Below are 23,265 nucleotides of genomic sequence, written 5' to 3'. Positions count from 1 at the left end.
CGAACCTCACACACGTCCCATCGCGAAACCACGCGCGATGTAGTTGCGGACAAACCAGATGACGATGGCGCCGGGGATGATGGTCAGGGTGCCGGCGGCGGCCAGCAGGCCCAATTCATAGCCCGCGCTGGACGCGGTGCGGGTCATCACGGCGGCGATGGGTTTGGCCTCGACCGCCGTAAGTGTCTTGGCCAGCAGCATTTCCACCCACGAGAACATGAAGCAGAAGAAGGCCGCCACGCCCACGCCCGCTTTGATATTGGGCAGGAAGATCGTCACGAAGAAACGCGGGAAGGAATAGCCGTCGACATAGGCGGTTTCATCCAGCTCTTTTGGAATTCCCCGCATGAAGCCTTCCAAAATCCAAACTGCCAGCGGCACGTTGAACAATGTATGCGCCAGTGCCACAGCCAGATGCGTGTCGAACAGGCCGATCGAAGAATAGAGCTGGAAGAACGGCAAGGCGAAGACCGCTGCCGGGGCCATCCGGTTGGTCAGCAGCCAGAAGAACAGCTGCTTGTCGCCCAAAAACCGATACCGCGAAAACGCATAGGCAGCGGGCAAGGCAACGCTGACCGAAAGCACCGTGTTCAACGTCACATAGGTGATCGAGTTGATATAGCCCCAGTACCACGTCGGGTCCGTGAAGATGGTGATGTAATTCTCCAGCGTAAAGGTCTGGGGGAACAGGGAAAAGCCCGACAGGATCTCGTTCGTAGTCTTGAAGGACATCGCCACCAGCCAATAGATCGGCAGCATTAGGAACGCGATATAGAGGATCGGGATGAGAGACCGCTTCTTCATTGCGCGTCATCCTTTGTCATGAGGGTGTAGAAGAGCCACGAAACCAGCAGCGTGATGGCGAAATAGATCAGGCTCATCGCAGCCGCAGGGCCAAGGTCGAACTGCCCCAGCGCGATCTTCACAAGGTCGATCGACAGCAGGGTGGTCGAGTTACCGGGCCCACCCCCGGTCAGCACGAAGGGCTCGGTATAGATGTTGAAACTGTCCATGAACCGCAGCAGGACCGCGATGGTCAGAACCGTCTTCATCTTGGGCAGCTGGATGTAGCGGAACACCGACCATGGGCTTGCGCCGTCGATCTTGGCCGCCTGATAGTAGGCGTCCGGGATCGACACGAGGCCTGCATAGCACAGCAACACGACCAGCGACGTCCAGTGCCAGACATCCATGACGATGACGGTGATCCAGGCCGAAAGCGGCTGTTGCGTCATGTCATAGTTGATGCCCAGAACGTCATTCAGGAAATATCCCAACAGACCGATTTTGGGCAGGGTGAAGATGTTCCACATGGACCCAACGACGTTCCACGGGATCAGCATCGGCAGGGCCATCAGCACCAGACAGACAGGCACCCAGAAACCTTTGCGCGGCATCGACAGGGCCACGATGATGCCAAGAGGCACTTCGATGATCAGGATCAGGAAAGTAAACAGGAACTGTCGTCCAAGTGCTGCCTGAAACCGGTCCGACCGCAGGATCTGTTCGAACCAACCCAGGCCTTCCCAGAAAAACTGGTTATTGCCAAAGGTTTCCTGCACCGAATAGTTGACCACTGTCATCATCGGCACCAACGCGTTGAACGCGACCAGTGCCAGCACGGGTAGGACAAAGAACCACGCTTTTTGATTTTCTGTTCTCATTGGGCCCGCTCCTCGGTTGCGATCCAGCCGTCGCGGTAGACGCGGGATTGTTTGGGTTTGAATTGCAGGAAGACCTGTGATCCGGGTTCGGGCGCGCTGTGTTCGGTCACGGCCTTTAAGGCGGTATTGCCGACCATCGCGCTGACCACAAAGTGGCGACCGATGTCGGAAACCTTAGTCACATGCGCCGGGATGCCGGTCTCGCCGAAGCCGACATATTCCGGGCGAATACCCAGATCGGTGCGGCCGCCATCACCATGAATGGGACCTTCCAGCATGACTTCGTGCCCTTCGAACAGGGCGCGGTCGCCGCGCGCTTCGCAGGGCAGCACGTTCATGCCGGGCGAGCCGATGAAATGGCCCACGAACGTGTGCTGCGGGCGCTCGAACAATTCTACCGGGGTGCCGATCTGCACCACTTCGCCCTCTTGCATCACCACGACCTCGTCCGCGAAGGTCAGGGCCTCGGTCTGGTCGTGGGTGACATAGATCATCGTCGCCTTGACGCGCTGGTGCAGTTCTTTCAGCTTGGACCGAAGCTTCCATTTCAGATGCGGGTCGATCACGGTCAGAGGTTCATCGAACATCACCGCGTTCACGTCGTCGCGGACCAGGCCGCGACCCATCGAGATTTTCTGCTTGTTGTCCGGGCTGAGGCCGCTGGCACGGGTGTTTAGCATGTCGGTGACATCCAGCATCTCAGCGATCGCATCGACGCGGCGCTTGATCGACGCCGGATCGACGCCGCGATTCTTCAGCGGAAAGGCCAGGTTCTCGCCCACGGTCATCGTGTCGTAAATCACCGGAAACTGGAACACCTGTGCGATGTTGCGCTGATCAGGGGGCAGAGCGGTCACGTCACGGTCGTCGAACAGGATCTGCCCTTCGGACGGGGTCAGCAGGCCCGAGATGATGTTCAGCAGCGTGGACTTGCCGCAGCCTGACGGCCCCAGCAGCGCATAGGCCCCGCCATCACGCCAGGTCACGTCGATTTCCTTCAGCGCATAATCCTCGGGGCCTTTTGGCGACGGCATGTAGCTGTGGCGGAGGTTTGAAAGTTTGATCTGTGCCATGTCAGGCCACCCTTTTGCCGTCTTGGCCGAAATACCGGCAATGGGCCGGGTTCATGAAGAATGTGTGGTCCTCGCCCACCTGATAGGGGTGGACCCCGGCGGCCAGCGACACCCAAGCGTCTTCGCCATGCTGGAAATGCGCGCTGGAATCCGAGCCCGAAAGCTCGGTCACGATCACGCGGCCGGTCAGTTCCACGTCCGCGTCAGACGTACGGAACGGCGTCACGCGATGCGGCCGCACCGCGACCATGTAATCTCCGTCGGCCATGTCGGTTACGGCCCAGCCACCTCCACCAGCCAGTTGCGCCTGCGCAGCGGAAACGGTGATGCGTGCGACATTGATCGGCGGGTCCGAAAAGACCCGCGCGGCGGCGATGTTCTCGGGGTTGCGATAGATGTCAGCGGTTGGCCCGAACTGGGTCACGCGGCCATCTTCCATCAGGGCGGTGTAGCCGCCCAGCAGCAGCGCCTCTTCGGGCTCGGACGTGGCATAGACCACCACGGCCCCGCGACCTGCGAACAGGTCGGGCAGCTGCTCGCGCAGTTCTTCACGCAGTTTGTAGTCAAGGTTGGCCAGCGGTTCGTCAAGGAACACGGCGCGGCTTTCTTTGGCAATGGCACGCGCCAGCGCTGTGCGTTGTTGTTGCCCACCCGACAGCTCGTGCGGGCGGCGGTGCAGCATCGGTCGCAGTTGCAGCAGGTCGGCGGCCTCTTCCACGCGACCTTCGATCTCGGATTGCGCCATGCCTGCCACGCGCAGGGGCGAGGCGATGTTGTCGAATACGGTCATATGCGGGTAGTTCACGAAGAACTGGTGCACGAGGCTGATTTTTCGCTTCTGCGTATTCAGCCGTGTGACGTCTTGCCCATCCATCAGGACCTTGCCCGAGGCGATCGGGTCCAGCCCGGCCATCATCTTGATCAGAGAGGTCTTGCCCGAGCCCGTCGCGCCCAGCAGCACGTTGAAGTGGCCTGTTTGAAGGGTCAGGTTTGTGGGCTTGATATGTATGACGTTGCCGACCCTTTTGGTCGCGTCTTTAAGTTCGATCATGTCCGTGGGTTCCGGTCCTTCAGTGCAATGCACTGGTCTTGAAGTGGGGGTGCCTGATGCGGCACCCCCGGGTTTCAACGGCTTACTGAGACTGCCAGCGCTGAACCAGTTCGTCATAGTTGACAGTCTGGCCTTGCGGCTTTTCGTTCTCAAGCTTGGCCTTGGGCGAACCTGCTTTTTCCAACCAGAAGGACGGATCCTGCGGCTCGTTCAGGCGTGGACCGCAGCCGCCGTAGACACCGGCGCTTTCATCCGCGGCCTGCATACGGGCCATGGTGATGTCCATCTCTTCGGCCAGACGATCCATCGCCTCTTGCGGGGTGAAGGCGCCCGAGTTCACGTCACCGATCTGCTGCCACCAGATCTGGGCCAGCTTCGGATAATCCGGCACGTTGATGCCAGTCGGCGACCATGCCACGCGGTCAGGCGAGCGGTAGAACTCGACCAGACCACCCAGCTTGGGTGCGCGTTCGGTGAACGACTCGTGGTTGACCGAGCTGTCGCGGATGAAGGTCAGACCCACATGGGACTTCTTCACGTCGACAGTTTTGGAGGTCACGAACTGGGCATAAAGCCAGGCTGCCTGGGCACGATCCGAGGGGGTCGATTTGAGGAACGTCCAGGACCCCACGTCTTGGTAGCCAACCTTCTGGCCTTCTTCCCAATAGGGGCCGTGCGGGCTGGGTGCCATCCGCCACAGCGGCGTGCCTTCGTCATCCACGGTGTTGTTGCCTTCGGACTTCGGCTTGACCATGTCGGCGGTGAAGGCCGTGTACCAGAAGATCTGCTGGGCCACATTGCCCTGGCTGAGTGCCGGCAGTGACTGGTAGAAGTCATAAGACGCGGCACCCGGAGGCGCATAGGCCCGCAGCCATTCATCCCATTTCCGGATCGCATAGACCGCAGCCGGACCGTTTGCAGCACCACCACGCGACACCGAAGCGCCAACAGGGTTACAGGTGCCCGCTTCCATGCGGATGCCCCATTCGTCGACAGGCACACCGTTCGGTTCGCCCTTGTCGCCGGCACCGGCCATCGACAGCCAGGCATCGGTCATGCGCCATCCGAGGTCGGGCGCGCGCTTGCCGTAATCCATGTGGCCGTAGATCGTGGTACCATCGACTTCTTTCACATCATTTGTGAAGAACTCGGCGATATCTTCATACGCGGACCAGTTGACCGGAACGCCCAGATCATAGCCGTACTTTTCTTTGAACGCGGCTTTGTTCGCCTCATCATCGAACCAGTCCTTGCGGAACCAGTAAAGGTTCGCAAACTGCTGATCGGGCAGCTGATACAGCTTGCCGTCCGGTCCGGTGGTGAACTGAATGCCCATGAAGTCATCCAGATCCAGCGTCGGCGAAGTCGTCGCGGCCCAGTCACCGCCCATCATGTCCGTCAGCGGATAGGCCAGCTGCAAACGCGAATGGGTGCCGATCAGGTCACTGTCGTTGACATAGCCGTCATACAGGTTCCGACCCGTTTGCATTTGGGTTTGAACGGCCTGAACCACTTCACCTTCACCCAGAATCTGGTGGTTGACCTTGATGCCGGTGATTTCCTCGAACGCCTTGGTCAGAACCTCCGACTCGTAGGAATGCGTTGGAATACCTTCGGACAGGACGTTGATTTCCATACCTGCGTAAGGCTGTGCAGCTTCGATGAACCACTGCATCTCGGCCATTTGTTCGTCTTTCGACAAGGTCGATGGCTGGAATTCGTCGTCGATCCAACGTTGTGCTGCGGCTTCGTCGGCCCAAGCAGGACCGTGCCCCGCAATGACGGCAGCCGCCGCCACTGCGGAAAGTAGATGTCTCCGCATCTGTCTCCTCCCAAAAATTTATGGTTCTCCGGCGGAAACCGGATGACGCACAGCATCAGCGATTTCTTGCGTATGTGTCAAACTAAAAATTTAGTAATTGACGTTCAGGCATTTCGAAAGGGGCGGGGCCGAACTCGTTTGCCAATTATTGAATTCGTTGTAAGCTAGGATTGTCATTACAAAAATTACCGCTGAGACGTGCGGCGCGAATTACGAAAAACGACTTGGAACAGTGAGGATAAGCAATGTCCCGAAGTCTGTTGAAGTACACGCGTGTTCTGGAAATCGTCGGGGACACAATCAAGGTCCGGGTTCCGATCCAAAACAAGGGGAGGCCGGCTGTCCGGTTCAACGACCTCGCTGTGATCGAGACGGTGGATGGCCGAAAAACATTGGCCCAGACGATCTTCATCGACCGGGATGTCGTCACGTTGCAGGTGTTTTCCGGCACCAAGGGCATATCGACCGAAGCAACGGCAACCTTTCTCGGTCACCCGATGCAGACACCTTATTCGGCCAACATTCTGGGCCGCGTTTTTGATGGCGCCGGTGTGGCCATTGATGGAGGCCCCGACCTGTCTGCGGAACCGCACATCGATATTGGCGGACCAACCGTCAACCCGGCGGAACGCGCGGTTCCACACAGAATGATCCGCACGGATGTGCCGATGATCGACGTGTTCAACACATTGGTCGAGAGCCAGAAAATTCCGATCTTCTCGGTTTCAGGCGAGCCATTCAACGCGTTCCTCAGCCGAATCGGTATTCAGGCCGACGCGGATATCGTGATCTTTGGCGGGCTGGGGCTGATTTTTGACGACTACCACACGTTTCGCACCTCTTTCGAAGATGCGGGTGTGTTTTCGCGCACCGTCATGTTCGTCAATCAGGCGATGGATCCTTTGGTCGAACGTCTGCTGGTGCCGGACATGGCATTGGCAGTGGCCGAGAAGTTCGCTGTGGAAGAGGGCAAACGCGTGCTGGTCCTGCTGACGGACATGACCGCCTATGCTGACGCGATGAAAGAGGTAGGCATCAGTCAGGAGAGGGTGCCATCTCAGCGCGGCTATATGGGGGACCTGTATTCGCAGCTTGCGCGCCGATACGAAAAAGCCTGTGACTATGCCAAAGGCGGGTCGGTCACGGTTCTGACCGTCACGACCATGCCCGGCAACGACGTAACCCACCCGGTGCCTGACAACACCGGCTATATCACCGAAGGGCAGTTCTATCTGCATTCCGGCGTGATCGATCCGTTCGGCAGCCTGTCGCGCCTCAAGCAGAACGTGATCGGCAAGAGCACCCGTGAAGATCACGGGCAGATCATGAACACGATGATCCGTTTCTATTCTGAAAGCCGCGATGCCGCGCAAAAACAGGCGATGGCCTTCGACCTGTCAGACTATGATCACCAATTGCTGAAATTCGGCGGCCTGTTCCGGTCTCGGTTCATGGACATCAATGTTTCGATCCCGCTGGAAGAGGCGCTGGATCTGGGCTGGAAGACACTGGCAGAGTGTTTTGCGCCGGAACAGTTGCTGATGAAGCAAGCATTGATCGACAAGTATTTCCCGAAGGATGCCAATGGCGCGGTTGCAGCTGAATAAATCGTCGCTTGCGCGCGAGCAGACGCAGCTGAAAAGCTATGAGCGGTTCCTGCCGTCGCTGGACCTGAAGAGACAACAGTTGATGGCTGAACGGGTCCGGGCCCGGGAAGAGGTCGACCGCCTTGAGCAAAATGTGCAGGCGTTGGTGCAGCAGGTTGGCGAAAAGCTGCCGATGCTGGCCCAGCAGGGTGTCGCGCTGGATGGGCTGGTCAAACTCAAGGACTACAAGGTCAAAGAGGTCAATGTGGTAGGGGTCAAACTGCCTGACCTTGATCGGATCGAGTTGGTGGTACGCCCGTATTCCGTTTTGGCCAAGCCCCATTGGGTCGATGCCGCTGCGCTTTTGCTGCACGACGTCATCGAAGCGCGGGTGCGGGTGAAGATTGCCGAAGAACGCGTTCGCATCTTCGACAAGGCGGTGGCCACCATTACCCAGCGGGTCAACCTGTTCGAAAAGGTTCTGATCCCGCGCGCCAAAGCCAACATCAAGAAGATCCGCATCTACCTGAGCGACGAACAGATGCAGGCCGTCGTGCGGTCGAAAATCTCAAAAAGCAAACACGCGCAGGAGGCTTTGACATGAGCGTTGCGCGTCTGAAAAAGATGTCTCTGATCGGGCCTGCTGCCCGAAAGGCGGAAACGCTTGAGGCGCTTCAGGCCCTTGGCTGCATGCATGTTTTGCCGCTTGTTCCCGCACCGAAAGAGCCGGAAAAGATCAGTGAGCGCGGTGCAAGAGAGGCGTATAAGGCATTGCGTTTCCTTGCAGAAGTGCCTGACCCGCGCCGCCAGGTCCAGCGTGCGCCTGATTTCGACATGGATCGTTTCGTGCGCGAGGTGACCGACCTCATGCAGCGCGTTCGGGATACGATGGACCGGCGTGACTTTCTGGCGCATCGCATCGCCCAGGTGCGACCCTGGGGTGATTTGGATTTTCCGCCGACCGATGCGCTGGCTGGCAACAGGCTGTGGTTCTATCAGCTGCCGCTGAAGCACCGGGATGCCATGTCCGAGGTCAAGCTTCCTTGGGCAATATTGGAGGAAGATCACCGGTACCTTTACGCCGTTCTGATTTCACCTGACGAACCCGATGATGGTGTTCTTCCTGTTCCGCGAACCCATGTCGGTTCGCTGCCGGTACACGAGCTTGAGGCCCAGTTGGAAGAGGCCGAGATCGCCCTCGAGGCGTTGGAAGCCGAACGCGTGGCGCTGACGCGCTATCTGACATTGATGCGCCGGAACCTGTCCGTCGCCGAAAGTGCCGCTGAGCTTGCCCATGCAACGCAGAAAGTACGCGACGAAGAGGCACTATTTGCTTTGCAGGGGTGGGTTCCCGTGGATCAGGTGGATGCTGTTCTTGCCATGGCAAACGCCAAGGGCTCGGCCGTCCTGATTGAAGATCCGGGGCCGGGCGACGCGCCTCCGACCTTGCTAGAGCAGCCTGAAAACCGCAGGGCCGCTGTCGATCTGGCGCTGTTCTATCAAGTGCCCGGATATCAGGACTGGGACCCCAGCGTCATCGTCTCGACGTCCTTCGCGATCTTCTTTGCCATGATCGTGGCGGATGCCGGGTACGGTGCTGTCATCCTGCTGGCGGTGCTGGCCTTTTGGAGACGGATGGACCGCACCGCTGGTCAAAGATCTTGGCGTCTGTTCGGCCTGATCATCTCGGCTGTTACGATATTTTACGGGGTCATGGTGGGCAGCTATTTTGGGGTATCACCGGCTGCGGACTCGATTTGGGCAAGGCTCAAGGTGCTGGATTTGAACGATTTCGGCGCGATGATGATGGTCTCGATCGTCGTTGGCGTTATCCACCTTGTCCTGGCCAACGCACTTGCGGCCCGCGCAGCGTGGGGGCAACGCAAGGCGGTTGCCAATCTGGGCTGGATTGCGGCCCTGATCGGCGGGTTTGTCCTTTGGCTGGGCTACATGAACGGCAAGTCGCCGGTGCCGGGCGCAGCTATCCTGACCGCCGGCATCGTGGCGATTGTCCTGTTTTCTAGCGAGCGGGTCATCCAGAGGCCGATGGACTGGATCCGGCGTTTGCTCGAAGGGGTTAAAAGCCTTGCCGGGGCGATGGGCGCGTTTGGGGATGTTCTCAGCTATATGCGTCTTTTCGCGTTGGGCCTTGCTTCGGCCTCGCTGGCGATCACGTTCAATGATCTGGCGGTGTCGGTCATGCAGGCCCTTAGGGGGCCGGGCATTCTGTTTGGGTTGCTGATATTGATCATAGGTCATGTATTAAACTTCGCGCTCGCGATGATGAGCGGCGTCGTGCACGGCTTGCGTCTCAATTACATCGAATTCTTTAAATGGGGTCTGCCGGATGAAGGTGTCATCTTTCGTCCATTTGCCCGCAAGGAGGTTCAGGAATGAATGAGCTTGTTCTTACACTGGGTTGGCTGGGTATCTATGCGCCAATGGCGTTGGGGGCTGCGGCCAGCGCCATAGGGTGTTCGATCGCCGGTATGGCCAGTATCGGGGCCATGACCGAAACCGAGGGCGGCTATGGCCGTTTCGTGGGTGTATCCGCGTTTCCCTCAACGATGGTCATCTATGGGATAGTCATCATGTTCACCCTGAACCGCGACGTGACACCTGAAAACGCGGGCGGTCTGTTCGGAATTGGCATCCTGTCGGGTATCGCGCTGATGTATTGCGGCATCTGGCAGGGTCGGGCCTGTGCAGCTGCGATCAATGCGACCAAGGAAAAGCCCGAGATTTTTGGCCTTGCTCTGGCCCCTGCCGCGATCATCGAAGGGTTTGGTGTTTTTGCGTTCGTGTTTGCGTTGGTCATCAGTGCGGGGATCAGCTGATGGCACAAGACAGAACGATTGCGCATGGGGTTGACGCGCTGATCGACAAATTGCGCAACGATGGGGTTGCCGCTGGTCAGGCCGAAGCCGAGAAATTGCGCGCAGACGCCAAGGCCGAAGCCGCGCGCATCGTGGCAGAGGCAAAGCGCGAAGCCGATGAGTTGAAAAAGAAAGCCCGCACGGAGACAGATAATTACAGGGCCGCCGGCGAAGAAGCATTGAACACGGCGATGCGGGATGCCGTGCTGACCATGAAGGCGGGTCTGACGGATCGTTTCAGGGCAGACGTCGAACGCCTCGTGACCAAAGAGATGTCCGATCCCGAGCTTCTGAGGCAGATGATCCTCGAGGTGGTAGGCCGGGCCGGGGAAGGTGCAAATTTGAATGGCAGGGTTTCCGTCGTTCTTCCTGCCCGGGTCGCCACGCAGGAAGACATCAAGCAAAACGCCGATGACATTCAATCCGGCAAGCTGACGAAATATGTTCTTGGGCTGACTGCGAAGATGCTGCGCGAGAATATCGAGTTGCACGCAGCCGATGACGTGCAGGAAGGCATCCGCGTTCGCGCAGAAGATCAGGGTGTTGTTCTGGACCTGACGGATAACGCGGTGGCGTCGCTGTTGATGGAGCATTTGCAGCCCCGGTTCCGCGCCGTTCTGGAAGGGGTCATCCGCTGAGATGTCAAAGCAGGACGCCTATATCGCGTTGATGTGCAGCCTTCCGGGTTCGGAACGGTTGTTCGTTGCCAGGCAGCCGCCCTTGTCACGTATCAGGCTGGACCGTCGATTGACGGCTTTGACACCGGAGGACAGCAAAGTTCTGAAGATCCTCGAGCACGCGTTGAGCTGGAACGCCTACGACATGGATGTCACCGACGCACAGGCGATCCAGCGCTGCAAACAAGCGATGGTGGACATCCCTCAGCCCACCTTGCGTAAACTCCTCATGGAACGCATGGAACTACGCTCTGTGGTCGCGGCGCTGCGATTGCGGAAACGCGGAGAACCAGCACCTTCAGGCGCATTCGGAGTCGGACGATGGAGCCGCCACATCCCCGCCAATTGGGGTGATCCCAGCTTTCGGCTGGAACGGCTCATGCCCTGGATCAAAGAGGCAACCCAATTGCTGGAAAACGAAGATCCGCTGGGTCTGGAACGTCTGCTTTTGTCGATAAGCCACAAGCAGCTCAAGCGGCACGCGGCTCGTCACATGTTCGATTTCGAGGCGGTCGCCATCTACGTTCTGATCTGGAACATCTTCGACCGCTGGGCGCAAAGCAGCGCTGCGGAAGCCGCCAAGAGATTTGAGAAACTGGCACAACAGGCCATGGCCGACTTTGCTGATGTCGATTTTGAGGGAGCAGGCGCATGACAGCCCCAATCTCAGCCAAACATTCATCGACCGCACGCGTCGTCCTGGTTCAGGAAGGGCTTGTGCGGATACAGGCCAATCCGGACGCGACCGGCCACCCCGGTCAACTGGTCAAAAACGAAGTGGTTTACATATTGCCTTCGCGTTCCGGTCCCGGTGGGCGTCAGGAAAGGCTCAAGGGCGAAGTGCTGCGCGTACGTGGGGATATGGCGGATGTTCAGGTCTATGAAAGCACTGATGGGGTGGCGGTCGACGACCCGGTGGAGCAATCAGGTCAGCTCTTGTCGGTAAAGCTGGGTCCGGGGCTGCTGGGGCAGGTGTTTGACGGGTTGCAGTCGCCTTTGCCCAAGGTGGCGGCAGCATTTGGTACCTTCCTGCCGCGCGGCGCAGATGTCGCGCCCTTGGATGAAAACGCGAAATGGTCCTTTACGCCGTCCGTTAAGGTGGGCGACACGGTCACTGCCGGGGACAGTATCGGAACGGTGCCCGAAGGCCATTTCAGCCACAAGATCATGCTGCCGTTCAACTGGACCGGCGCGTACAAGGTGGTCTGGGTGCAAAAAGGCGCGGCCACGATCCATGACATCGTGGCCCGCCTGGAAGACGAAGACGGTGGCGAGCATACGCTGACGCTTTTGCAGAAATGGCCGGTTCGGCGACCATTGCCGGAAAACATACTGAAGCGCGCACTGTCCGAGCGGTTGTATCCCACGGAACCGGTTCTGACGTCGCAACGGCTGATCGACACGTTCTTTCCGATTGCACGCGGCGGCACCGCCTGTATTCCCGGGCCGTTCGGTGCGGGCAAGACCGTGCTGCAAAACCTGATCGCACGGAACGCGAAAGTTGATATCGTGATCGTCGTGGCCTGCGGCGAACGTGCAGGTGAGGTGGTCGAGACCATCGAGGAATTTCCGAAGATGACCGATCCAACCACCGGTGGCAGCCTGATGGATCGGACGATCATCATCTGCAACACGTCATCCATGCCGGTTGCCGCGCGCGAGGCGTCGATCTTCACCGGGATCACGTTGGGGGAATACTACCGCCAGATGGGCTATGATGTCTTGTTGATCGCCGACAGCACCAGCCGGTGGGCGCAAGCCATGCGCGAGACCTCGGGCAAGCTCGAAGAGATCCCGGGCGAAGAGGGGTTCCCGGCCTATCTGGAAAGCTCGATCAAGGGTTTGTATGAACGTGCCGGGGCGCTGAAAACGAATGACGGCGATCTTGGCAGCCTGACGCTGATCGGAACGGTTTCGCCTGCTGGAGGCAATTTTGACGAGCCGGTAACCCAGTCGACCTTGTCGACGGTCAAGTGTTTCCTCGGGTTGTCATCCGAACGCGCCTACAAGCGATTTTATCCAGCGGTCGATCCGATGCTCAGCTGGTCTCGGTATACTGACCAATTGTCCGACTGGTATGACAGGAACGCCGAACCGGGGTGGACAGCCAAAGTGCGCACCCTGTTGACCCTGATCAAAAAAGGCGAACAGGTCGATCAGATGATGCAGGTCACAGGGGAAGAGGGCGTTACAAATGACGACTTTGTAACCCAACAGAAAGCCTTGTTCGTCGATATGGTCTACTTGCAGCAGGACGCATTTGACACAGTCGATGCGACAGTACCGCTTGAACGGCAGATAAAGACGTTCAAGCTTGTGTATGATGTGACGCAATCCAAGGCGGTCTTTGTCGACAAGGCCGAGGTAAGGCAGGTGTTTACGCAACTGACCGGGCTGATGAAAAACTTTCACTACGCGGCAGAAAACACACCCGAATACAAATCCACCTGGCAAAAGATCGAGAACCTGTGCCGAGAAAAGTTCGGGGTTTGATCAGGAGAAATGGTAGCCCGTAGGGGAATCGAACCCCTCTTTCCAGGTTGAAAACCTGGCGTCCTAACCGATAGACGAACGGGCCACATGGTAGTGACGCAAACACAAGTGGTAGCCCGTAGGGGAATCGAACCCCTCTTTCCAGGTTGAAAACCTGGCGTCCTAACCGATAGACGAACGGGCCACGCTGGCTTGTGGAGGGCCTTTTACGGTTTCACCGTGACCCCCGCAAGCCGAAAAACGCAGGGATGAGAAAGTTTTTTACGCCGTCCGAGCGAGACGTCAATTTGCCTCTGCCGCGTCCTCGAGCCTGAGCTGCACGGATTGCCGCCCGCCCCAGGTGTTCACCTCAAGCCGGCCTGCAAAATGAAAGCGTGCGCCACCATGATTTGACAGTCTCTCGCCCATCGGACCGTCAAAGGCACCAAAGGCAATCGCATCCAGCCCACCACCCATGCCATCGGATAATGACAACTTCAGGTGCGTTTCCCCGACACGTTTGGCAAAACGCACCTGAAGATCCGGAAGCGCGTATCGCGGGGCAGGGGCTCCGGCGCCAAACGGTCCGGCCTGTTCGATCTGTTCGACAAGGTCCACTGTCGCGGCACCCGGCATAAGGGCGCCTTCCAGCTTCATATCGGCAGGGCCGCCCTGACCTGCGCCTTGTTTTGCCAGCAGCTCGCTGAGGCGCTCCATGGCGGGTTCCAGTTTGTCGCGCATGACGGTAAGTCCAGCGGCCATCTTGTGACCGCCACCCTTGACCAGCAACCCTTCGGCCGCGAGCCGCTGGATCGACGCCCCCAGATCCACGCCTGAGACCGAACGCCCCGAGCCTTTACCCTCATCACCGTCAAAGCCGATCACGATGGCCGGACGGTTGGCGGTTTCCTTCAAACGAGACGCCACGATGCCCACCACACCCGGATGCCAGCCTTCACCGGCGGCCCAGACCAGGGGCGCGTCGAGCCCGCGACCCTCGGCCTGCTCCATCGCGGCGGCGCGCACGGCGTTTTCAATATCCCGGCGTTCCGTGTTCAGCGCGTCCAGACGTTCGGACAGGGCCTGTGCCTCGTGCAGGGAATCCGTGCTCAGCAGGCGGGCGCCCAGATCGGCCTGCCCGATGCGACCACCTGCGTTCACGCGGGGGCCAAGCAGAAAACCCAGGTGATAGCTGTTGGGCGCCGTGTCCATGCGCGAGACATCGGACAACGCGACAAGTCCGGGGCGTAGCCTTTGCGCCATCACTTTCAGGCCTTGTCGAACCAGGGCGCGATTGGCACCGATCAAAGGCGCAACGTCAGCTACGGTTGCCAGGGCCACCAGATCCAGCATCGATATCAGGTCAGGCCCCTTTGCACCTGCCGCGCGCAGCTGGCGGCCTGCTTCGACCAGCATCAGAAACACGACACCCGCCGCGCAGAAATAGCCCAGATCACCGCTTTCATCTTGCCGGTTGGGATTCACGACTGCAACGCAATCCGGCAGGGTTTCGCCGCCGAGGTGGTGATCCAGAACAATCACGTCCGCCCCCGTGGCTGCGGCAATCGGTTCATGGCTGAGCGTGCCGCAATCGACGCAAATGATCAGGTCGTGGCTGGTTGCCAGTTCCCGCATTGCCGGAACATTCGGACCATATCCCTCATCAATCCGATCCGGCACATAAAGCGTCGCCTGCAACCCCATCTGCCGAAGCCAAACCAGCAACAGCGCGGCAGAACAGCCGCCGTCAACATCGTAATCCGCGAACACCGCGATTTTCTGGCGATGGCGTACGGCGTCCAGAAAACGTGCCGCCGCCGTTTCCATGTCCTTCATATCGCGGGGATCTGGCAGCAGCTCTTTGAGCTTGGGCTCCAGAAAGCCGCGCGCCTCCATGACCGGCACGCCACGACGGGCCAGAACCTGACATACCGCACGCGGCAGGTCGGTCTGTTGTGTCATCATCTCGGCAGCCCGTTCCAGCTCGGCTTCCGGGCCAACCCAGCGCCGCCCGGTCAGTGATTGTTCTACGCCAAGAAAACCCATTGCCTGCCCCTTGTGAACCAAGGCCGGATCCTTTCGGACCCGGCCTTTTCATCTTTTCCCAAATACTCCCGCCGGAGGCAACGGCGCAAGCCGTTAGGCGTTATCGTGCGGCCACGTGGGGGTGCGATACGACATGCGGCGTACGGACCCGGTCTTTGAACGCATCAGCAACGTCGTGGTTTCCACCCAACCCGGCTCGCGCTTGATGCGCGGCAACAGAGAGCCGCCGGTTACACCCGTTGCGGCAAAGATCACATCCGCGGTCACCATTTCATCGCGCGAATAGACCCGGTCCAGATCGGTGATGCCCGCCTTGGCAGCACGGCCCCGCTCGTCATCGTTGCGGAACAACAGGCGACCAAAGATCTGACCGCCCATGCATTTCAGCGCGGCAGCGGCAAGCACGCCTTCGGGGGCGCCACCCTGGCCCATATACATGTCGATGCCGGTCACTTCGCTTTCTGCGCAATGCATGACACCTGCCACGTCACCATCGGTGATCAGGCGGATCGATGCTCCGGTTTCGCGCACTTCGGCGATCATCGCCTCGTGACGCGGACGTTCAAGAATGCAGACGGTGATGTCCGCAGGCTTGCAGTTCTTGGCCTTTGCCAAGGCTTCCACCCGTTCACGAGGAGACATGTCCAGATTGACGACGCCCTCGGGCAGGCCCGGGCCAACAGCCAGCTTGTCCATGTAGACGTCGGGCGCATGCAGCATCGAGCCGCGCGGGCCCATGGCAATCACGGTCAGCGCGTTGGGCATATCCTTTGCGGTCAGTGTTGTGCCTTCCAGCGGATCCAGCGCGATGTCTACGCCGGGGCCGTTTCCGGTGCCGACTTCTTCGCCAATATAAAGCATCGGAGCTTCGTCGCGTTCGCCTTCGCCGATCACCACGACGCCAGCTATGTCCAGCAGGTTCAGCTGTTCGCGCATCGCATTTACGGCGGCCTGATCGGCGGCTTTCTCGTCACCACGCCCCACCAGCGAAGCCGAGGCCAGCGCAGCCTGTTCCGCCACCCTTGCCAGCCCCAGAGACAGCAGGCGGTCGTTGAAATCGGTTTTGGCAGCACTCATTGTCATGTATCCTCTGGTCATTTAAGCCGTTTCTATCGGCATAGCTTGCGTTTCGTACAGGTCGCAAGTTCAAACCTCTTCAATCCGCAACGCGACGGGGGCACCGGCAACCACATCCGTTTCCAGGAACCCGTCCAGCGCAACGTCCAGCGCGGCGCGGGTGGTTTTGTGGGTAACGATCAGCACAGGCGCCGTGCTTTCGGCATGGGCGTACTGGCGCATCCTGTCTATGGAAACACCGGCATCGCCCAGAATGGCTGCAACCTTGGCCAGTGCGCCCGGTTTATCCAGCAGACCCAGCCGCAGATAATAAGGCGCTGGCAGGCCCGTGACGGCGGGCGCCGCAGCCTCAAGCGATTTGGCCGGTCGGCCAAAGGTCGGGATTTGCAGCCCGCGTGCCAGATCGCACACGTCGCCCATCACGGCGCTGGCCGTCGGGCCTTCACCCGCACCGGGGCCGCGCAGAACAACCTGTTCAACCGCGTCGCCTTCGATCACCACCATGTTGGTGCCGCCTTCCAATTGCCCCAAGGGCGAGTCGCTGGGCACAAGGCAAGGCTGCATGCGTTGTTCCAGCCCGCGCGCGGTGCGCTGTGCCACGCCCAGCAGTTTGATGCGAAAGCCCATATCCTCGGCCTGGTCGATATCGTCGAGGCTGATTTGCTGAATGCCTTCGATCTCAATCCCGTCAAAATTCGGCTTGGTGCCAAAAGCGATCGAGGCCAGCAAAGCCAGTTTGTGCGCGGCGTCGATGCCACCGACATCCAGATTGGGGTCGGCCTCAAGATACCCAAGTTCTGCACATTCATCGAAAAGGGCGTTATAGCCCTGACGCTGCGATTGCATCCGGGTCAGAATGTAGTTGCAGGTACCGTTCATCACGCCCATCACGCGTGTGATCTCGTTTCCGGCCAGCCCCTCGGTCAGGGATTTGATGACGGGGATACCGCCCGCGACTGCGGCCTCAAACCGGATGACGCGGCCAGCAGCTTCGGCCTGTTCGGCCAGTTCCTGCCCGTGAATGGCCAGCAATGCCTTGTTGGCGGTCACGACGTCTTTGCCGCTGGCCAGCGCGGCTTCGACCGAGGCCTTGGCCGGACCGTTTTCACCGCCCATCAGTTCGACATAGACATCGATATCGTCACGTTTCGCCAGCGCAACCGGGTCGGTTTCCCAGGCATAATCCGACAGGTTCACACCGCGGTCCTTGTTCGGATCCCGCGCCGATACGGCCACGATTTCAATCGACCGGCCCGTGCGCGCCTTCAGCAAATCTGCATGGCGGCGAACAATCTTGACGACACCCACGCCGACAGTTCCCAAGCCCGCAATTCCCAGCCGCAGTGCCTGTGTCATGTCGTGGGTTCCTTTCCGCTCGAAACTTGTCTGAATTCGGACGCCTGCCCGATCAGCGCTGCCTTATCGGGTTCAGGCCAAGGGTGCAATCCGTCACCGGGGGATTGTCGAGGTCAAATGTCACGCTTCAGTTGGTTTGCGCGTTTTGCAACGCCTGAGCCTTTTTCGCCAGCGCCTCGCTGCGCTGCGTCAGGTCTTCTTCCACCTCTGCGGCCTGGCTGACGGGATCAATCGAAGGCCCCAACGTTTCCTGCACCGGAATAAGACGCGGGTAGGGGGCCGATTTGACCGAGGCCGGTTCACTGCCTTCAAGTTCGGGAAAGTCTGAACACCCAGCAAACACAAGAATAATAGGCAGAACAGGCAGCAGTTTCATGTGGCACGCTTTTCGGTTTCGTTCGTCCTTTCGTGATGCACCTTTTGCCGGCGCCGATCAAGCGGGGTTCTATATGAACATTTGTTCAGATACTGTGGGCGGATGGCACGTACTCAAGGCTCCCACTCTGATATCACAGGCCCGCGCATTCGAAAGGCGGCCCTGAACCTGTTTGCCCGCCACGGTTATGCGGCGGTTTCGATGCGGCAGATCGCGAAAGAGGTCGGCGTTCAGGCGGGGGCGCTATACAATTACACGCCGGACAAGCAGAGTTTGCTGTATCGGTTGATGCGAGAGCATATGCAGGATCTGCTTTCGGCGCTCAACGCGCTGGAGCGCTGCGATGACTGCCAGCAAGCGTTGCGCCGATTTGTCGGTTTTCACATACGTTTCCACCTGCAACGCCCGGACGAGGTGTTCATCGCCTATATGGAACTGCGCAACCTCTCACCCGAAAACTTCGCCGAAATCGAAGATCTTCGGCGTCAGTATGAAAACGCGTTGGAAGACATCCTTCACTCTGGCCAGAAGGCTGGTCAGTTTGCGATACCGGACACCAAGATCGCCACGCTGGCGGTGATTGCCATGTTGAACGGTGTGATGACCTGGTACAGGTCCGGAGGGCGACTGTCACTGGACGAGGTCGAACAGATTTATTGGAACATGGTGCATAAGGCGGTGACGGCCTGACAGGGCCAGACCGTCACTGTGTCAGTGCGCAGGGCGAATGAAGGTCCCGTTACGCAACTCCCGAAAGGCTTGTTCCAGTTCGGCCCGCGTGTTCATCACAATAGGCCCGTGCCATGCGACGGGCTCATTGATCGGAGCCCCCGAGATCAACAGAAACCGCACGCCTTCGGGGCCAGCCTGAACGGTGATTTCGTCCCCCGTCCCGAAACGGACAAGCGTGCGGTCGCCCGACATATCCCGGATATTCACCTCTTGCCCGGCGACCTCTTTTTCCAACAGCACACCGGACGGGCGTGACGCATCTGCAAAGGCTGCCTGACCTTGAAAGACATAGGCAAAGGCTCGGCGGTAAGTGTCGATGCGGAAGGTCTTCTTCACACCCGCGGGAACCGAGATGTCCAGATATTGTGGATCTGCCGCGATGCCGTCCACGGGGCCGGTTTTGCCCCAGAACTCTCCGACAATCACCCGAACGGTGGTGCCGTCGTCATCAGTGACTTCGGGGATATCCTTGCTTTGAACATCCTGATAGCGCGGGGCAGTCATCTTCTGATCCGAAGGCAGGTTGCCCCAAAGCTGAAACCCGTGCATCTGCCCCGAGGTGTTTCCCTGCGGCATTTCCTGATGCAGGATTCCGGACCCCGCCGTCATCCACTGCACGTCGCCCGCGCCCAAAGTGCCGGTGTTGCCCAGCGAATCCGAGTGCTCGACCGATCCGGCCAGAACATAGGTGATCGTCTCGATTCCGCGATGCGGATGCCAGGGAAAACCGGCCTGATAGTCCTGCGGGCGTTCGTTCCTGAAATCGTCGAACAGCAGGAATGGATCAAGTTCGGACGGGTCCTGAAACCCGAATGCGCGGTGAAGTTTCACGCCAGCCCCTTCCATCGTCGGGGTGGCCCTGCGTGTTTCAAGTGTGGGTCTAAGGGACATATTCGCCTCCGGTTCGTTTGATCAGCATGTAACCCCTGCGTGAATGCGGTCAATCAGCGTCAATTAACCGGAGCTGTGCAAATTTGCTGCGCAACCAAAGCCCTGTTGTTTCCCCCGGAAAATCGCTAAGTCGAAGCGGAACGGACAGGAGACATCCATGCAGGACGAAGTGCTGGCAACGATTCAGGCATCATCCCCCAGACGGTGGATCGGAGTAGGGATGCTGTCGACGGTTGGGATGCTGGTCACATACGTCGCTTTGGCATCGCCGCCCGAACCGGCGTGGCAAGTATTTCTTTTTGCTGTAGGGGGCGCGTCGCTTTGGCTGGCCTATCGTGTATGGCACGCGACCCAGGACCATATTGAACTGACACAGTCGGAGTTGCGTACCGGGTCAGGCCGATTGATCGCGAAGGTGGCTGATATTGAATCGGTGGATCGCGGTGTGTTTGCGTTCAAGCCGTCAAACGGTTTTCTGGTTCGCACCAAGCTCAAAGATACGAACCAATGGGCCCCCGGCTTGTGGTGGCGGATCGGTCGCCGGGTTGGCGTGGGCGGCATGACATCTGCCGCCGAGGCCAAGTTCATGTCCGAAATTCTATCCGCTATTTGTGCAGACGAACGGGGTCTGAGTTAAGTTACAAGCAACTTCGTTTGTAAAGCGGGGACGGGTAAAGATGAAGTTCTCAAAGGTGATACCTGTCGCAAAATCCCAGCCCGGTCTGAACGTGGGGATGTATTCATTGGACGTTTCAACCAGAATAACGGTGTCCTGATTGGGCATTGGCGGCAGGCGGTCTTCGATTTCATCGATCCTGTTGTCATCCCATTCCTGATCAAAGCCGCGTACGGTCGACCAGCGAACGTAGTGGCGATCATCGTCCTCATCGTAAATAATCAGAGAAATACGCATCTTCACATCTGACCGGTTGTTGACCATCTTGCCTGCCAAATCGTGCAGCGAGTCGATATACACATCGGTCACGGCCCGCGTTTCACGCGAAATCAGATCGCTGATCGTATAAGCTGCCTTTAGATTGGAGGCGCTTTGACGAAACCCCTCGAATGCAGTGAACGTGAACGTGATCGTCCATAACATCAATGGAAAAATCATGAGGGCTTCAACGGTCAGTATGCCGCTTTCGTCTTTCTTGAAGACTTTGACGCGATTTTTCAGATATTGGAGTACAGACATGATCTTACTCTGGCTCCTGTACGAATGCCGTTGTTGCGGTCACCGCATAGTGGCCGGTAGCGTCCGGGACAAGCTTGGCAATGGCTGAGGTCTCAAGAACCGGATCTATGCGCAGGCAGGCTCGCAGGATCATCAACTCATTGGATTGGCCGCTTTTGAAATCCAAAACCGGCTTGGGATCTTCGGAACTGTCCGTGCAGGGGATGCTGTCTGAAAGCACGATACCAGCGAACGCGTCCTGCTTGACCATTTGTAGTCGCAAATTCCCTGTACAATCCTTGATTCCGGACACTTCGCAAATCCGATCCCTGATCACGTCGTGATTCCAGTCCGTACCCGTACCCAGCCGAATATCCCTTACGATCAGGTCCACCCCACGCTCCAAAGCAGCATGCCGCATTGTGATGATGGACAGTTCGGCTCCTGCCACGAGAAGCGCCAGGAAGAAGGGTACGAGCATGATGAACTCGATTGTCGCATTCCCTGCCTCGGATTGCCGAAACAGGCGGAGTTGCGACAGCTTTCCGCTGATCATTGGGTTAGCCTCAGTTTGCGGATCGACGATGCGATGGATTCAAAGGCTTTTTCAAGGTTCAGGCCACTTACGTCATAGACGTGGCTGTCAGAGCTGGCACAGTCTTTGAGGGTCCTGTACCCGCTTCTGGGCGCTTCGAAAGCGATGCCGTAAACAATGATACCCTGGTCTTTGGCCGCATCACAAATATGCTTGGTGCGCTGGTTCTTGGCCGACGTTTCAACTTTCGCGTAGGCCTTTGAATACCATTCCGCCCAACCGCTGGACTGCCAGTAATAGTTGTACCGCGCGTTCCATGCCAAAGATACTCGGTTAAACAGTTCAGGATATGACAACCTAACGGCTGTTCCAGGTTCTTCGTTCAGCTGCGTCTCAGGTTCCGGGTTTCCGTAGGGATGATCCGCCCAAACGTCTTGCTGAGGCCAGAAAAAATTCGGACGACCCTGAGAATGGTACACGGTGTATTCATCAGCTTCCGGGTTGTACCAGACGTCTGACATACCTTCGCGCAGCGATGGGTTAAGCATGTATTGATCGGTGTTCTGACCATCGGTCATAACAATGGCGATCTTCAGAACGTCGGTGCCATAGTCCGAGGGACGGACCGAGAATTTTGATGGCACAATTGTTGTACCTGCATGGGACGGATCCTGTTCCAGCGACAGGTCGCGAACAATTCCGCGCATGCTCGGGTCCAGCAGGGCAGTACCCCACTTCATCCCGATGTCGATCGATGTGTTCCCACCGGGGGTGAGGGACGCAATCTGGGCAAGCAGTTTGTTCATATTGTCGGTGACAGGGGTGATTGCACTTCCTGCGCGGACCGGACAAACGGGCAGGTCGATAGTCCCTTCAGAATAGGTGAAAGGATCGAAGTGCGCGGTGCGTTCGAGGGTGTCATCCCGTTCCAGATCAGAATCGCTGTACTGTTCTGGAATGAAGTTTACGCAGTGCGAATAGCTGTGTTCTTGGGTGACATTCGTGAACTTGTCCAGAATCGATGCTCCTGCGTTGACCTGCGTTGCGTAAGGAACAATCGAGATTGAAATCTGCGTTTCGTTCGGTTTGTCCAGCATGAGCCTGACAAATTCTGACGCAGCTTCTCTCAAAACTGCGATTTTTGTCTTCGATGGTGTGGCAGACGAGCGCGACATTGAGCCGGAGATGTCGAGAATCAATGAGATTTCAACGGCGCCAATGGATTCTTCAGCTGCACTGGTCGCAACGAGACCCAGTTCGGTGACTTTGCCGAACCTCAGATAGCGGGTTGGAACAACGGCTTCGGCTGTAGCACTTACTTTTTTGGAGCCGAAACCTTCAACAACCGTCGTAATGGCGTTCAAATTGCCCAGCCCGGCCTTGTCCATGTAAGAATCGACGACCGCCTTGGCGGGAAGGTCCTGGTCGAGGTCCGCGGCGGCAAGCACAGCGCGATCCAGTGTGGATTGCAGGCTGGCACGGTCGCGTTCATATTTCATGACATCCATGGCCATGCCGGTAATCGCCAGCATCAAGACCACCATAAACAATACGAAAATAGTGAAGGCGCCATCTTCGTTGCGAGCGAACTGCTCTAATTTGAACGTTTTGCGCTTCGGTTTCGAGCCGTCGTTACAAAGCAAGGAATTCAGCATTCTGGTTACTCCGCTTCACACGTCGAATTCGTGCGTCAAAGAAAAAGAGATTTGGGACAAAGTTAATTTTCAAACGTGGCGTGAATTGGGCGAAAAAGGCTTGGTTTTGGCCTTTTTGGGCGCTCAGGGGGTATAATTTTCACGTTTTCCCATGGTCTGTCGATGAAATGAAAACAATCCGTTAAGCGATTGACCGGATTGG

22 protein-coding genes and 2 tRNA genes are annotated in these 23,265 nt (G+C 58.2%); 9 read left to right on the top strand and 15 right to left on the bottom strand.

Annotated features, from left to right (window positions below; translation table 11 throughout):
• Positions 1 to 6 precede the first annotated feature (6 nt).
• The 5 genes from I9184_RS07530 to I9184_RS07510 form a co-directional block, all read right to left on the bottom strand.
• On the bottom strand, positions 7 to 804 hold the full coding sequence (locus tag I9184_RS07530; protein ID WP_152457520.1) for a carbohydrate ABC transporter permease: 798 nt from the start codon (positions 802 to 804) through the stop codon (positions 7 to 9).
• Entirely contained in the window at positions 801 to 1,664 is an 864-nt protein-coding gene (locus tag I9184_RS07525) for a sugar ABC transporter permease (RefSeq protein ID WP_152457521.1), read from the bottom strand. The genes I9184_RS07530 and I9184_RS07525 overlap by 4 nt, the downstream gene beginning before the upstream one ends.
• Positions 1,661 to 2,737, bottom strand: coding sequence for an ABC transporter ATP-binding protein (locus I9184_RS07520; RefSeq protein ID WP_209833513.1), 1,077 nt, complete (start codon positions 2,735 to 2,737; stop codon positions 1,661 to 1,663). The genes I9184_RS07525 and I9184_RS07520 overlap by 4 nt, the downstream gene beginning before the upstream one ends.
• Before the next feature lies 1 nt (position 2,738).
• The gene (locus I9184_RS07515) at positions 2,739 to 3,788 is read right to left on the bottom strand and encodes an ABC transporter ATP-binding protein (RefSeq protein ID WP_209833511.1); all 1,050 of its coding nucleotides are present in this window, start codon (positions 3,786 to 3,788) and stop codon (positions 2,739 to 2,741) included.
• Positions 3,789 to 3,870: 82 nt separating this feature from the next.
• Positions 3,871 to 5,610, bottom strand: coding sequence for an ABC transporter substrate-binding protein (locus I9184_RS07510; RefSeq protein ID WP_171633478.1), 1,740 nt, complete (start codon positions 5,608 to 5,610; stop codon positions 3,871 to 3,873).
• Between the two features lie 245 nt (positions 5,611 to 5,855).
• Between I9184_RS07510 and I9184_RS07505 the strand changes: the two genes are divergently transcribed.
• The 7 genes from I9184_RS07505 to I9184_RS07475 are packed head-to-tail and all read left to right on the top strand — an operon-like array spanning position 5,856 to position 13,242.
• Positions 5,856 to 7,217, top strand: coding sequence for a V-type ATP synthase subunit B (locus I9184_RS07505; protein ID WP_209833509.1), 1,362 nt, complete (start codon positions 5,856 to 5,858; stop codon positions 7,215 to 7,217).
• Positions 7,195 to 7,800 (top strand): V-type ATP synthase subunit D, encoded by a 606-nt coding sequence (locus I9184_RS07500; RefSeq protein ID WP_209833507.1) that lies wholly within the window; start codon positions 7,195 to 7,197, stop codon positions 7,798 to 7,800. The genes I9184_RS07505 and I9184_RS07500 overlap by 23 nt, the downstream gene beginning before the upstream one ends.
• The gene (locus I9184_RS07495) at positions 7,797 to 9,593 is read left to right on the top strand and encodes a V-type ATP synthase subunit I (RefSeq protein WP_209833505.1); all 1,797 of its coding nucleotides are present in this window, start codon (positions 7,797 to 7,799) and stop codon (positions 9,591 to 9,593) included. Before I9184_RS07500 ends, I9184_RS07495 begins: the two co-directional genes overlap by 4 nt.
• Positions 9,590 to 10,033 (top strand): ATP synthase subunit C, encoded by a 444-nt coding sequence (locus I9184_RS07490; protein ID WP_152457528.1) that lies wholly within the window; start codon positions 9,590 to 9,592, stop codon positions 10,031 to 10,033. The genes I9184_RS07495 and I9184_RS07490 overlap by 4 nt, the downstream gene beginning before the upstream one ends.
• A complete protein-coding gene (locus tag I9184_RS07485) occupies positions 10,033 to 10,710 on the top strand; it encodes a hypothetical protein (RefSeq protein WP_209833503.1) in 678 nt (225 codons plus the stop codon). The genes I9184_RS07490 and I9184_RS07485 overlap by 1 nt, the downstream gene beginning before the upstream one ends.
• Position 10,711: 1 nt before the next feature.
• On the top strand, positions 10,712 to 11,404 hold the full coding sequence (locus I9184_RS07480; protein ID WP_209833501.1) for a hypothetical protein: 693 nt from the start codon (positions 10,712 to 10,714) through the stop codon (positions 11,402 to 11,404).
• A complete protein-coding gene (locus tag I9184_RS07475) occupies positions 11,401 to 13,242 on the top strand; it encodes a V-type ATP synthase subunit A (RefSeq protein WP_209833499.1) in 1,842 nt (613 codons plus the stop codon). The genes I9184_RS07480 and I9184_RS07475 overlap by 4 nt, the downstream gene beginning before the upstream one ends.
• Before the next feature lie 10 nt (positions 13,243 to 13,252).
• On the opposite strand, the gene I9184_RS07470 is transcribed toward I9184_RS07475, so the two are convergent.
• The 6 genes from I9184_RS07470 to I9184_RS07445 all read right to left on the bottom strand — a co-directional run bounded on the left by I9184_RS07470 (position 13,253) and on the right by I9184_RS07445 (position 18,076).
• A tRNA-Glu gene (locus I9184_RS07470) sits at positions 13,253 to 13,327 on the bottom strand.
• 24 nt (positions 13,328 to 13,351) lie between these two features.
• Positions 13,352 to 13,426 (bottom strand) — tRNA-Glu (locus I9184_RS07465).
• Positions 13,427 to 13,524: 98 nt separating this feature from the next.
• A complete protein-coding gene (gene recJ, locus I9184_RS07460; protein ID WP_209833497.1) occupies positions 13,525 to 15,267 on the bottom strand; it encodes a single-stranded-DNA-specific exonuclease RecJ in 1,743 nt (580 codons plus the stop codon).
• A gap of 93 nt (positions 15,268 to 15,360) precedes the next feature.
• On the bottom strand, positions 15,361 to 16,344 hold the full coding sequence (gene glpX / locus I9184_RS07455; protein WP_171633455.1) for a class II fructose-bisphosphatase: 984 nt from the start codon (positions 16,342 to 16,344) through the stop codon (positions 15,361 to 15,363).
• 69 nt (positions 16,345 to 16,413) lie between these two features.
• A complete protein-coding gene (locus tag I9184_RS07450; protein WP_171633452.1) occupies positions 16,414 to 17,700 on the bottom strand; it encodes a homoserine dehydrogenase in 1,287 nt (428 codons plus the stop codon).
• 127 nt (positions 17,701 to 17,827) lie between these two features.
• The gene (locus tag I9184_RS07445) at positions 17,828 to 18,076 is read right to left on the bottom strand and encodes a hypothetical protein (protein WP_171170524.1); all 249 of its coding nucleotides are present in this window, start codon (positions 18,074 to 18,076) and stop codon (positions 17,828 to 17,830) included.
• A gap of 102 nt (positions 18,077 to 18,178) precedes the next feature.
• On the opposite strand from I9184_RS07445, the gene I9184_RS07440 reads away from it, so the two are divergent.
• A complete protein-coding gene (locus tag I9184_RS07440; RefSeq protein ID WP_171633449.1) occupies positions 18,179 to 18,766 on the top strand; it encodes a TetR/AcrR family transcriptional regulator in 588 nt (195 codons plus the stop codon).
• Between the two features lie 21 nt (positions 18,767 to 18,787).
• Here I9184_RS07440 and I9184_RS07435 read toward each other — a convergent pair whose 3' ends face one another.
• Positions 18,788 to 19,699: a pirin family protein gene (locus I9184_RS07435; RefSeq protein WP_209833495.1), complete on the bottom strand. Its 912-nt coding sequence runs from the start codon at positions 19,697 to 19,699 to the stop codon at positions 18,788 to 18,790.
• A gap of 157 nt (positions 19,700 to 19,856) precedes the next feature.
• On the opposite strand from I9184_RS07435, the gene I9184_RS07430 reads away from it, so the two are divergent.
• Positions 19,857 to 20,336: a hypothetical protein gene (locus I9184_RS07430; RefSeq protein WP_171723532.1), complete on the top strand. Its 480-nt coding sequence runs from the start codon at positions 19,857 to 19,859 to the stop codon at positions 20,334 to 20,336.
• On the opposite strand, the gene I9184_RS07425 is transcribed toward I9184_RS07430, so the two are convergent.
• Genes I9184_RS07425 through I9184_RS07415 form a run of 3 tightly spaced genes read right to left on the bottom strand, consistent with a single transcriptional unit; the run spans position 20,298 to position 23,063 of the window.
• Positions 20,298 to 20,894 carry a pilus assembly protein gene (locus I9184_RS07425; RefSeq protein ID WP_171633443.1) on the bottom strand — a complete coding sequence of 199 codons (597 nt, stop codon included), beginning with the start codon at positions 20,892 to 20,894 and terminating at the stop codon, positions 20,298 to 20,300. The two genes, I9184_RS07430 and I9184_RS07425, sit on opposite strands and share 39 nt — an antisense overlap.
• 4 nt (positions 20,895 to 20,898) lie before the next feature.
• A complete protein-coding gene (locus I9184_RS07420) occupies positions 20,899 to 21,429 on the bottom strand; it encodes a TadE/TadG family type IV pilus assembly protein (RefSeq protein WP_171723530.1) in 531 nt (176 codons plus the stop codon).
• Positions 21,426 to 23,063 carry a TadE/TadG family type IV pilus assembly protein gene (locus tag I9184_RS07415; RefSeq protein WP_209833493.1) on the bottom strand — a complete coding sequence of 546 codons (1,638 nt, stop codon included), beginning with the start codon at positions 23,061 to 23,063 and terminating at the stop codon, positions 21,426 to 21,428. Before I9184_RS07415 ends, I9184_RS07420 begins: the two co-directional genes overlap by 4 nt.
• Positions 23,064 to 23,265 lie beyond the last annotated feature (202 nt).

This window comes from Ruegeria sp. HKCCE3926 (assembly GCF_017872515.1).
Classification (GTDB): domain Bacteria; phylum Pseudomonadota; class Alphaproteobacteria; order Rhodobacterales; family Rhodobacteraceae; genus Ruegeria.
Note: the sequence above shows the minus strand (reverse complement) of the source record. Positions and strands in the feature narration are given on the sequence as shown.